Below are 11,675 nucleotides of genomic sequence, written 5' to 3' on the forward strand. Positions count from 1 at the left end.
ACCGATAAATCCTAGCGGTATTTTTTATTTAGTATATAATCTACGAATTCAATTTAAATAAATAGCAACTTTCTTATTAGGAGTAGGTGGAGGGACTAGCCCGATGAAGCCCGGCAACCGACTTAACGCATGTTAAGCACGGTGCTAATTCTTGCAGCAGCAGCTGAGAGATAAGAAGAGCAACGAAAGCCTCTTCTTAATCACAGAAGAGGCTTTTTTTATTAACGATATTAAACAGCAAGGGAGTTTTTAGCATAATGAGCGAAATCGTTGCAAGCTACTTACTACATGATAATAAAGGAAATTTTCATAAAAAAGCGGAAGGAATTGCTTTAGGACTAACCGTCGGCTCATGGACAGATCTGCCGCTTTTAGATCAGCAACAGCTTCAAAAGCATAAAGGGCGCGTCGTGTCCGTAACTGAGCTTCAAGATTGCGAACGTGTAAACGGATATTTAGGCGGAGAAATTAAGCAGGCTATTGTCAAAATTGCTTATCCAACTGCCAACTTTTCAAGAGATTTACCGGCTATTTTAGTTACGGTTTTCGGAAAACTATCACTTGATGGAAAAGTGAAATTATTAGACTTGGATTTTCCTGATGAATTATTAGCTCAATTCCCAGGACCGCGCTTTGGAATAGAAGGTATCCGAGAGAAACTAGGCGTTTATGACCGTCCGCTTGTGATGAGTATTTTTAAAGGCGTGATTGGAAGAGATATGACGTATTTAACAACTCAGCTGCGTGATCAAGCGCTTGGCGGAGTGGATTTGGTTAAAGACGACGAGATTTTGTTTGATAGTGAACGAACACCTTTTGAAGCTCGCGTTACAGAAGGGAAAAAAGTACTGAATGAAGTATACGAAAAAACGGGACACCGCACGCTGTATGCTGTTAATTTAACGGGACGAACGTTTGAGTTAAAAGAAAAAGCGAGAAAAGCAGCTGAGCTAGGAGCCGATGCTCTTTTATTCAACGTATTTGCTTACGGGTTAGACGTACTGCAGGCACTTCGAGAAGACGATGAAATTAACTTGCCGATTATGGCACACCCAGCTGTTAGCGGAGCGCTTACGCCATCAGAGTTTTACGGTTTTTCAAATTCATTGCTGCTTGGAAAGCTATTGCGTTTAGCCGGAGCAGATTTCTCACTGTTTCCATCACCATACGGAAGCGTAGCGCTTTCTCTTGAAGATACGACAGGCATTGCCTACGAATTAACGCGTCCTGTATACAAATATAAGCAGTCTTTCCCGGTTCCTTCAGCAGGAATTCATCCTGGAATGGTACCGCAGCTTGTGAAGGACTTTGGAATCGACAGCATTATTAATGCAGGAGGCGGAGTTCACGGTCATCCAGACGGAGCTATCGGAGGAGGAAAAGCCTTCCGTGCGGCGATAGATGCAGTACTCTCTCATCAAACACTAGCCGAAAAAGCTGAAGAATCAAAAGAGTTGCAAAAAGCTTTGCAACTATGGGGAACAGTAGAGGTGAAAGCATGACATCGTTAAAAATCTTTTGTGACTTTGATGGAACAATTACAAATAGCGATAACATTATTGCTATTATGAAACAATTTGCTCCTCCGGAGTGGGAAAGTATTAAAGACGACGTGTTGGCACAGCGCGTCTCCATTCAAGAAGGAGTTGGGCAAATGTTCGCCTTGCTCCCAGTGGAATTAAAAGAAGATATTATTTCTTATATTTTAGAGACGTCTGCTATTCGAGATGGATTTGATGATTTTATTGCCTATACAAAAGAGCACCATATTCCGCTTTATATTGTAAGCGGAGGAATTGACTTTTTTGTAAAACCACTTTTGGGAAATCGAGTTGCAGAGGAAATGCTCTACTGCAACGGATCTGATTTTTCCGGTGAGCATATTTCCATTACGTGGCCTCATACATGTGATAAACAGTGTACAAATGACTGCGGCTGCTGTAAGCCAACGATTATTCGCCATCTTGCAGATGAAAGAGATCATACGGTTGTTATTGGCGATTCCATTACGGATTTGCAGGCTGCCAAATTAGCTGATACGGTCATTGCACGTGACTTTTTAATTGAAAAATGTGAAGAGCTATCTCTACCGTATCGTCCTTTTTCTACTTTTTATGATGTCATTCACCATTTACAAGAATTAACAGAAGAGGTGAAAGCATGAGTATTATGGCTCAGCAACGATTACACGAGCTTGCGGATATAAAAGATGAGCTGGCAGAGCGCGATTGGTTCTTCGGTACGAGCGGAAACTTAGCGATTAAAGTGGATCAAAACCCGACAACTTTCTTTGTATCAGCAAGTGGAAAAGATAAACGAAAACGCACAAATGAAGATTTTTTATTAGTTGATCAATATGGAAAGCCTGCAGAAGACACGCATTTAAAGCCTTCTGCTGAAACGCTTTTACACGTTAAGATTTACGATTTAACGAATGCTGGGTGCAGTCTTCATGTACATACAATCGACAACAACGTGATCTCTGAACTGTACGGAGATGAAGGCGTTATTTCATTCAAAGGTCAAGAAATTATTAAGGCACTAGGTATTTGGGAAGAAGATGCGGAAATTACTGTTCCGATTATTCCGAATTACGCAGATATTCCGACACTAGCAGAAGAGTTTTCTCACCATATAAAAGGCGATCAAGGCGCGATTTTGATTCGTAATCACGGGATTACGGTATGGGGGAAAAATGCATTTGAAACAAAAAAAGCGCTAGAAGCCTATGAATTTCTATTTAGCTACCACGTCAAATTACTGTCACTTAAAGGCATTAAGCCAAAGGTGCATTTATAAAAGGAGGAAACAACAATGGCGCACATTCGCTTACATGTAAACAATAAAAGAATTGAAACTCAAGAGGAAGTATCAGCTTTTCTGGCAAACAATGAAGTTATTTATGAAAACTGGGACATTACAAAACTTCCAGAAAATCTTCGTGAAAAATATGATTTAACTGATGAAGAAAAAACAGAAATTTTAAACGCTTTTGGTGAGGATATTAAAGATATTTCTGAACGCCGCGGCTATAAAGCTCAAGATGTTATCTCGTTATCGGAATCTACACCAAATATTGATGAATTGTTAAAAAACTTTCAGCGCAAGCATATTCACACAGATGACGAAGTTCGCTTTATTGTAAGCGGTCATGGAATCTTTGTTATCCAAGGAAAAGACGGCGAATTTTTTGATGTTGAATTAGAGCCGGGTGATTTAATTTCAGTACCAGAAAATATTCTTCATTACTTTACACTAATGGAAGATCGTAAAGTAGTCGCTGTCCGAATTTTCGTGACAACTGAAGGATGGGTACCTATTTACGCATAACAATTACTTGTAAAGCATAGGTCATCATCACCCCGCTTTTACATCTAAAAGCGGGGTATTCTTTGGATTATTATAAAACTAACTATTTTTATATGAATAATAAGTTTAATGGGAGGAACACCATGGAAAAGAGTAAAAAAATGCTGTGGCCACTTACTTTGCTCGTGCTTCTAGTCTTTGCACTGGCTGCCTGCACGAAAGAACAGCCAAGTCTAAACGAGAAAGCACAGGTAGCTCCAGCGCAGCAAGCGGCTTCTGCTAAGCCTGTACAGCAAGAAGGAAAAAAGGTTACGAAAGATACAAAAATTGCGCTTATTTCTGAATTTACGTCAGGCACTCACGCTGCTCAGTACATAACAGGTGTGACAAAAGCGGCTAAAAAAGCAGGGGTACAGCTATCCGTTTCTGATTCAAACAATGATCAATCCAAAATGGCTGCTTATTTAGACACGGCTATTAACCAAAATGTTGACGGTATTATGATTGACCACGGCCGGGCTGAAACCCTTGAACCTGGCGTGAAGCGCGCGATTGCAAAAGGAATTCCCGTTATTGCAACAGACGTAGAATTAAAAGTAGAAGGCGTTACAACAATTGACCAAGACGATTATATGCTTGCGCTGCAGGGTCTGAAACAAATGATGCAGGACATTAATGGAAAAGGAAACATTGTATATGCATTTGTTGGAGGGTTTGCGCCGATGGAAAAGCGCGACAGCATTTATAAAATTATGATGAATCGCTATCCAGATGTAAAACAAATTGCTACGTTTGGAAGCGCAACGGACAACACCTCATTAGACACACAAAATAAAATGGCAGCTGTGTTGAAGCAGTATCCAAATAAAGGAGACATCGCGGCCGTTTGGGCACCTTGGGACGAATTTGCAAAAGGAGTAACAAGAGCGATTAAAGAAGCAGGACGAGACGAGATTAAAGTGTACGGAGTAGACTTATCTGATGAAGATCTACAAATGATGCAGGCAAAAAACAGTCCGTGGAAAGCGTCAGCTGCCGTAAATCCAGCTTCAGTAGGAGAAAAGCAAGTTGATCTGCTTCTTAAAAAGATTTCCGGTCAAGAGATCCCTCGTTATTATTCCTTTGATCCGGTTTTAGTCAAACAAACAGACTTGCCTAATCAAACGATTAATATGGATCAGCTTAGTCAGTATGTAGAAGAATGGGGTAAAAAAGAATAGAAGTGGAGGGACAGATATGACGAACGAGCTTTCAATGAAGAACATAACAAAAAACTTTGGTTCTTTTCAAGCGCTGAACAAAGTTGATTTTACTGTTCGAAAAGGGGAAATCCATGCTTTATTGGGAGCCAATGGTGCCGGTAAAAGTACGCTGATGAAAATATTGTGCGGAGCTTACGACGAGTACGAAGGGAAAATCTGCAAAGACGGAGAAGAAATCTCCATTTCTTCTCCTAAAGAAGCTAAGCGCCAGGGCATCGGCATTGTGCATCAAGAAGTAGATGTAGCGCTGATTCCTTCGCTGTCAGTGGCTGAAAACATTGTGTTAGACGTGCAGGCTTCTAATAAAAGTAAGACATTTGTAAACTGGAAATCTATTTATAAGAAAGCGGAAGAAGCTCTTTCTTTACTTGGCTCTTCTCTATCCGTAAAAAAAAATGTCGTTGACCTAACTCTATCAGAAAAACAGCAGGTGCTTATTGCACGTGCAATTGTACAGAATGTTGATTATTTAATTTTGGATGAACCAACCGCACCTCTTAGTGTGGAAGAGACGAAACAATTGTTTTCTGTGATGAGAGAGTTAAAGAAAAGCGGAGTAGGCATTATTTACATTTCACATCGCCTTCAAGAAGTGGTTGATATTTGCGACCGCTTAACGGTTTTAAAGGACGGACGCTATGTAGCTACAAAAGAAACTGCACATACATCAATTGAAGACGTGATTACGCTCATGTTAGGAACGTCTTCTGTAAAACAGTGGGTCAAAAAATCAGTAGAATTTGGAAACGAACTTTTACATGTAGAAGCATTATCTCTTCCAGGGCGCCTTTCTAATATCTCTTTTCATGTGAAAGAAGGAGAAGTAGTCGGTATTGCAGGGCTTGTCGGAGCGGGGAAAACGGAGCTTTGCCGAAGTCTATTTGGTTTAGAGCAATATGTGAGCGGCAGCGTGCGGTTAAAAGACAAGAAACTAAAGTTGAATAAACAGCCTTATTATTATATTGCACAAGGTCTTTCTCTTGTTCCTGAAGAACGAAGAAAAGAAGGGATTTTTGTTCATGAATCGATTGCCGATAACTTAGTTTTGCCAAGTCTGTCCCGCTTTACAAAGTATTCGTTTTTAAAGCGAGGAAAGATCAAAGAAAAAGCGCAGAAAACGACTGGGCAAGTTGGCGTAAAGTCTCATTCTATCGAGCAGTCAGTTGGAACGTTAAGTGGTGGAAATCAGCAGAAAGTAGCAATCGGAAAATGGCTTGTTACGGACTCTGACGTGCTGTTGTTTGATGAACCAACTAAAGGGGTTGATGTAGGCTCCAAACGAGAAATATTTGATTTAATTACAAATCTTGTGTCGCAGCAAAAAGGGGTTGTTTATGCAACCTGTGAATTTGAGGAGCTGCTAGGGGTAGCGGATCGAATTTATGTTATGTACAACGGAAAAATCGTGAAAGAATTATCCAAAGAAGAAGCAACTAGTGAAAAATTATTTTATTATACAGCAGGAGGAGTAAAAGGATGAGTGTGGAGTATGTAACAGAACCTGTAGCGAAACCAAAGAGAAAAATAAGTGTTTTCGACTTTTTTTATAAATATGGGACAGTCTTAATGATTTTTGTTATTATGATTATCTTCTCCATTGCCACACCTAACTTTTTAACAGGAGAAAACATTAGTGATATCCTGCGCTCTATTTCCATTGTTACTTTAATAGCGCTTGGTGTAACGATATCGTTAACCGTCAACGGACTCGATTTATCTGTAGGGTCTACGGCGGGGTTAGCCGCTATTTTATCAGCCTCTATGCTTGTTTTGCACAGACAAGAAATTGCAGTCGCTATCATTGTTCCGATTATTGCATCGCTTCTTATCGGGTTAATAAATGCTTTTTTAGTAGTGAAAGTAAAGATTCCTGATATTTTAGCAACTCTTTCCATGATGTTCATCGTACAGGGGATTTTATTAACGTATACAAAAGGCTCAGCTATTTATACCAATATGCCTTTACCAAGCGGAGACAGAGCTCCGGGAATTTTTATTCCATCTTTCCTTGCACTGGGGCAAGGTCATTTACTAGGTATTCCTGTCCCGGTTATCATTATGCTGCTGACTGTGCTGCTTGTTCATATCGTTTTTTCCTATACGAAGTTTGGGCGTTTTTTCTACGTAACAGGAGGGAACATAGAAGCAGCAAGACTTTCGGGCGTACCGGTTAATCGTTACCGTATGTATGCCTATATGTTTTCAGGTTTGCTTGCTGGAATTGGAGGAGTCGTTTTAGCTGCCCGTATTGGAGTAGGAGAAGTAAACGCGGGTTCACCATTTTTAATGGATGCCGTAGCTGCTACATACATTGGCTTTTCCGTATTTGGAGCAGGGAAACCGAATGTATTCGGGACACTGATTGGCTCTATTTTAATTGGTGTGCTGTTAAATGGGTTAACGATGCTAAATGTTCCGTATTATATGCAAGACATTATTAAAGGAGCTGTATTAGCAGGAGCCTTGGCTTTAACATATTACCGCTCGAAACAAACATCTACGGCTGTGTAAACAGCCGTTTTTTTTCGTTTGAAATCGGGAAGAATAAGGAAAAACAATAGTATAGCTTATTATTTATGTAGAAAGAGGGAGTATAGATGAAACGTGTCGTCATTATAGGAGGAGTAGCCGCCGGAATGAGCGCAGCTTCACAGCTTCGCCGGATGAAAGAAAAAGAAGAAGTGGAAATTCTTGTGTTTGAAAAAGGTGGAGATATCTCTTACAGCGCATGTGGCATGCCTTACTATCTGTCAGGAGTTGTAAAAGAAAAAGACGATTTGATTGCTCGGACGAAACAAGAATTTGAAGAGCGAAACATCTCCGTCCATCTTTTCCACGAAGTTAAAGAAGTAAATCATACAAAAAAATACATAGTAGTGCAAAATGTAAAGACGTCAACGGAAAAAGAGATAACATATGATGAACTCATCATTGCAACTGGAACAAGGGCTGTTAAACCCAATTTTATGAGTGATCACATGCCGAATGTATGCACATTAAAGTCATTAGAAGACAGCGAAAGAATCTATACATATCTACAGGCTCACTCCGTAGAGAAAGTCACCATTATCGGCGGAGGATATGTCGGAATGGAAGTAGCTGAAGCAATGAAGGCTTTGGGAAAAGAAGTACGGGTTATTGAACAGGGAAAGCAGATTCTATCTATTTTAGATCAAGAAATGGCAGAGCATTTACAAAAGCAGCTAGATGACGATATTTTATTTCATTTCGAAGAAGAAGTGGAAGCATTGCTGCATTCAGATGGTTCCGTCACTCACGTTCAAACAAACCGTCAAACGTATCAAACAGATTTAGTGATTGTAAATGTAGGAGTTCGTCCGAATACGCAATTCTTAGAAAGAAACGGACTAAGGATGCTTGAAAATGGAGCTATTTTAGTAAACGAGAAGTTGGAAACCAACGTGCCACATATCTACGCAGCAGGAGATTGTGCAACGAGCTATCACCGCGTATTAAAAAAAGATGTTCATATTGCTCTTGGAACCATTGCCAATAAGCAGGGAAGGGTTCTTGGTTACCGATTAGGGGGAGAAAGTCGAGAATTTCCGGGTGTTATAGGTACAAGTATTGTCAAAGTGATGGACTATGAAATCGGAAAAACCGGCATTTCAGAAAGAGAAGCAAGGGAAAATTCTCTTTTATATAAAGCCGTCACAGCCGAAGCTCCGAGTCATGCTTCTTACTATCCAGGAGCTGAAAAGATTGTGATAAAACTTGTTTATCATCCTGAAACAAAAGAGATTTTGGGGGTTCAAATGATTGGGAAAGAAGGAGTAGCAAAACGAATCGATGTATTTGCGACAGCTATTACTTGCCGCCTCACAACAGATGAAATAACCATGCTAGATCTTTCGTATGCTCCTCCTTTTGCTACGGTATGGGATGCTGTACAAATTGCTGCTCAGAAAGCTGAATAGAAAAAGATACGGTGACAAAAGTATGAAGATCCGAACGAAGTAATTCTTGATTAAGAATCAACTTCATTCGGATTTTTTTATGCTGATGGTGAACGCAGGTTTTATATATTTAGATGCTTCTAGCTGTTGACTCAAGGGCAAGGCGAAAATTCCTGCGAGACAAGCGGTTCGGCTCATTTGTTCGTTTTTAGATTGTATTGATTTCGTTATGTTTCAATCTTTTTTCGATTCGACAAGCAGCATCTTTTGTCGAAAAACAAGTTGTAAAAAAAAGATAAATGGTATTCCTATAGTAATGTAAGCGTTTGTAAATTCCGACAAAATAATTTTTTTGCAAAAAAAATGTCTATTATTGCGACTCTATTTACATATTTAGTAGAATTTGTAATAATGCGTTATAAGCTAATTTCTTTGTCATAGGAGAGGATTTTGTGTTTGGAGTGAGAAATAGAACGAAATCAGAGAGATTATTAGTAGAAATCGTCCAAAAAAGACAAAAGATGGTGCAGCTCGGAGAAGAAAAAGGTTTGACTAATGAAGAAACCGTTACCTGTAGTCAAGAGCTTGATCAGCTCTTACTCGTTTATCAAAAGAAGCGTTTAAAAGAAGAGGAAGAAAAGACATCGTTTGCCACACTGATTAGCCGCTTTTTATCTTTTTCAAAGCTGTAATACAGGACAAGCATTCGGGATCGGGCAGTAAAACAATCATGCTGCCCGTGGCCTCTCTTCACCTTTAAAAAATGTTAATTAAAAAGATCATAAACAAAATACCAAAAATAAACGAATAAGTAGCAAATCTTTCGTTTCCATCGCCGTGGCTTTCTGGAATCAACTCTTTATAAATAATAAAAAGCATGGCTCCAGCAGCAAAAGCTAATCCATATGAAACGAGAGAATCAACAAAATTAGTTAAATAAAACCCGAGTAAAGACGTTACAATCTCAACGGAGCCTGTAAGGGTAGCAATTAAAAATGCTTTTATTTTACTGATATTTTGCTGAGCTAAAAATAGCGCGACCAACAGTCCTTCAGGTGCATTTTGAAGACCGATTGCAAGGGCGATTAAGTTCCCTGTATTTTCAACATTTGAAGCGTAGCTAACACCAACAGACAGTCCTTCAGGAAGGTTATGCAAAGTAATAGCGGAAACAATTAAAAGTGCTTTTTCATCAAACTGAATGCCGGTTTTAGAATGCTCAAGATCAATGTGAGGAATATTCTGCTCCAAGAGTGTTAATGTTACAACTCCAAGCAGTAAGCCAATGGCTAAGGAAAAAAAACCGCCGCTTTGAAGAGATTCTGGAATCAAGCTCATAGTAGAAGCTGCTGTCATAATACCTGCAGTGAGCGCAAGAAGTATATCTTTCCAGCGATGAGTGAGTTCTTGATTCAAAAACAGAATAGGCAAAGCGCCTACTCCAGTCGATAGCGCAGAAAGAATGCTTCCAATTAGTACCTCAGTCATAAACCGTCTCCTTTTACGTATTCTTCTTTTTATCCTCAATTCACATCGTTCTTTTAGTGTATGTTTTTTTGGTTTCTATGAGCATGACTATTTTAAAAGTGAATAGCTTTATGCAATAACCTTACAAAAAAGTTGAACCAGTGAAGGTTCAACTTTTTAGGTAAAGTACAGCTCCTGAACTTGGTTAGCAATGTGCTCAAGCTTATTGGAAACTTGAGGAATGCCATATCCTACATACAAAGGAGATGTGGCAAAGCGAGGAATGATTTTCGCCGCAATTTTGCCGTTTTTAAGATTATAAAAAAATAAGTTGTAGCTCGTGCAGCTACGATGAAAATGATTTAATAAATAGTGAGCAGCCGTTTGAAGATAATCTGCAAATGCATGCATCTCTTTGTCAAGCTGATCCGTTATCACGTTAAATTCAAAAAAGCCCATTCTAGGTTTTGCAGATAAATTAAATGTGACGTGTTCATTTTGGGCAATTGTGACTCCTTCAAACTGCTCTAGCTTCACATTTTCATTTACATCCATCTCATTTAAACCAATAATTTGCATATGAGGATGTCGTAATGATCCTCCGGACATGGGGCCGTGGTTTTTAAAGAAAAGAACAGAAGCATATTCTCCGCTGTTTATCATAGATATCCATCGTTCAGTAGCGAAGCTCAGCAAGGTGTACAGATGTTCCTTTGGATAAATAGATAGTTCCGAAGAACATTCATCGGTCTCAATAATAACCGTCTGATAAGCATCTTGCAGAACGGGAAACTTATTTTTCAGCCAAATGATAGGTCCTTGTTTTTCAATAATGCCTGTAAGAGATTCTACGTCGCAAAAGGGACAGGGATTTTGCCGGTTAACGATTGTTTCAGGCTTTTGTGAACCAATCGCGGAATTAAATAATAAATGGGTTGGTTTCATAATCATTCACCTTTTTATGTAATGGTCATATGTTTATTGTATTAAAAGCATATGTATAAATCCACTTATATACATTTTTTATCAAAAAAATTGTACAAGCGGAGAGAATAACCGCTGAAATAAGCCTGCTTTGATTGACTTTGAAGGGAAATTTTAGTATTATCTTGATATCAAGATAATATTAAAGGAACTGATTAAAATGACGAATGATGTAACTAGAGAAGAGTTAGACCAATCTCTTAAATTATTTATTGTACTATCTCGTGCCAATCGTTCAATTAATGATCATGTGCATAAATTTATTCAACAGCATGGAATGAATCCAACCGAATTTGCTGTCCTAGAGTTATTGTACCACAAAGGCCAGCAGCCTCTGCAGCAAATTGGCGGAAAAATTCTACTCGCAAGCGGCAGTATTACGTATGTAGTAGACAAGCTTGAGAAAAAAGGCTTCTTAGAGCGCGTTGCTTGTCCGAACGATCGTCGCGTAACCTATGCAGCTATCACCAAGCAAGGTAAGGAAATGATTGAAAGCATGTTTCCGAGTCACGAAAAAAGAATTCATGATATTTTATCCGTCCTGTCTAGCGAAGAAAAGGAAGTTGCTATTTCGATGCTTAAGAAATTAGGACACTATGCAGATGAATTTTTGCCGGAATCGACTGATTAATTAAGGAAAGCTCGTTTGTTTCTGTTGAACAAACGAGTTTTTTTCTATGACTTCTTTCATAACCAATCGACATAAAAAATAAAAAGTGACAAAAAATTGAAATTA

General features: G+C 39.1%; 12 protein-coding genes and 1 riboswitch. Of the genes, 10 read left to right on the forward strand and 2 right to left on the reverse strand.

Going from position 1 to position 11,675, the window contains the following annotated elements; all coding sequences use genetic code 11:
* Nucleotides 1-70 precede the first annotated feature (70 nt).
* Nucleotides 71-177, forward strand: a riboswitch (SAM riboswitch).
* A gap of 80 nt (nucleotides 178-257) precedes the next feature.
* The 9 genes from mtnW (at nucleotide 258) to ACFX4W_RS23215 (ending at nucleotide 9,180) form a co-directional block, all read left to right on the forward strand.
* The gene (gene mtnW / locus ACFX4W_RS23175) at nucleotides 258-1,502 is read left to right on the forward strand and encodes a 2,3-diketo-5-methylthiopentyl-1-phosphate enolase (RefSeq protein WP_043979664.1); all 1,245 of its coding nucleotides are present in this window, start codon (nucleotides 258-260) and stop codon (nucleotides 1,500-1,502) included.
* Nucleotides 1,499-2,164, forward strand: a complete 666-nt coding sequence (locus ACFX4W_RS23180) for a 2-hydroxy-3-keto-5-methylthiopentenyl-1-phosphate phosphatase (protein ID WP_028407890.1) — start codon at nucleotides 1,499-1,501, stop codon at nucleotides 2,162-2,164. Before mtnW ends, ACFX4W_RS23180 begins: the two co-directional genes overlap by 4 nt.
* Complete coding sequence (locus tag ACFX4W_RS23185; protein ID WP_013082222.1) at nucleotides 2,161-2,799, forward strand: methylthioribulose 1-phosphate dehydratase; 639 nt, start codon at nucleotides 2,161-2,163, stop codon at nucleotides 2,797-2,799. Before ACFX4W_RS23180 ends, ACFX4W_RS23185 begins: the two co-directional genes overlap by 4 nt.
* A gap of 15 nt (nucleotides 2,800-2,814) precedes the next feature.
* Nucleotides 2,815-3,330: a 1,2-dihydroxy-3-keto-5-methylthiopentene dioxygenase gene (locus tag ACFX4W_RS23190; RefSeq protein WP_013082223.1), complete on the forward strand. Its 516-nt coding sequence runs from the start codon at nucleotides 2,815-2,817 to the stop codon at nucleotides 3,328-3,330.
* A gap of 122 nt (nucleotides 3,331-3,452) precedes the next feature.
* Entirely contained in the window at nucleotides 3,453-4,529 is a 1,077-nt protein-coding gene (locus ACFX4W_RS23195) for a sugar ABC transporter substrate-binding protein (protein ID WP_043979661.1), read from the forward strand.
* 16 nt (nucleotides 4,530-4,545) lie between these two features.
* Complete coding sequence (locus ACFX4W_RS23200; RefSeq protein WP_043979658.1) at nucleotides 4,546-6,051, forward strand: sugar ABC transporter ATP-binding protein; 1,506 nt, start codon at nucleotides 4,546-4,548, stop codon at nucleotides 6,049-6,051.
* Nucleotides 6,048-7,082, forward strand: coding sequence for an ABC transporter permease (locus ACFX4W_RS23205; protein ID WP_043979656.1), 1,035 nt, complete (start codon nucleotides 6,048-6,050; stop codon nucleotides 7,080-7,082). The genes ACFX4W_RS23200 and ACFX4W_RS23205 overlap by 4 nt, the downstream gene beginning before the upstream one ends.
* 86 nt (nucleotides 7,083-7,168) lie before the next feature.
* The gene (locus ACFX4W_RS23210) at nucleotides 7,169-8,509 is read left to right on the forward strand and encodes a CoA-disulfide reductase (protein WP_043979653.1); all 1,341 of its coding nucleotides are present in this window, start codon (nucleotides 7,169-7,171) and stop codon (nucleotides 8,507-8,509) included.
* A 431-nt stretch (nucleotides 8,510-8,940) separates the two neighbouring features.
* Nucleotides 8,941-9,180: an aspartyl-phosphate phosphatase Spo0E family protein gene (locus ACFX4W_RS23215; protein WP_016763388.1), complete on the forward strand. Its 240-nt coding sequence runs from the start codon at nucleotides 8,941-8,943 to the stop codon at nucleotides 9,178-9,180.
* Nucleotides 9,181-9,244: 64 nt separating this feature from the next.
* On the opposite strand, the gene ACFX4W_RS23220 is transcribed toward ACFX4W_RS23215, so the two are convergent.
* Complete coding sequence (locus ACFX4W_RS23220) at nucleotides 9,245-9,976, reverse strand: ZIP family metal transporter (RefSeq protein ID WP_016763389.1); 732 nt, start codon at nucleotides 9,974-9,976, stop codon at nucleotides 9,245-9,247.
* Between the two features lie 156 nt (nucleotides 9,977-10,132).
* On the reverse strand, nucleotides 10,133-10,900 hold the full coding sequence (locus tag ACFX4W_RS23225; protein WP_043979649.1) for a DUF4931 domain-containing protein: 768 nt from the start codon (nucleotides 10,898-10,900) through the stop codon (nucleotides 10,133-10,135).
* A gap of 199 nt (nucleotides 10,901-11,099) precedes the next feature.
* Here ACFX4W_RS23225 and ACFX4W_RS23230 point away from each other — a divergent pair, with 199 nt between their 5' ends.
* Complete coding sequence (locus ACFX4W_RS23230) at nucleotides 11,100-11,570, forward strand: MarR family winged helix-turn-helix transcriptional regulator (RefSeq protein ID WP_025749435.1); 471 nt, start codon at nucleotides 11,100-11,102, stop codon at nucleotides 11,568-11,570.
* The last annotated feature ends 105 nt before the right edge of the window (nucleotides 11,571-11,675 follow it).

The organism is Priestia sp. YIM B13489, from assembly GCF_042787645.1.
GTDB classification, from domain to species: Bacteria; Bacillota; Bacilli; order Bacillales; family Bacillaceae_H; genus Priestia; species Priestia megaterium.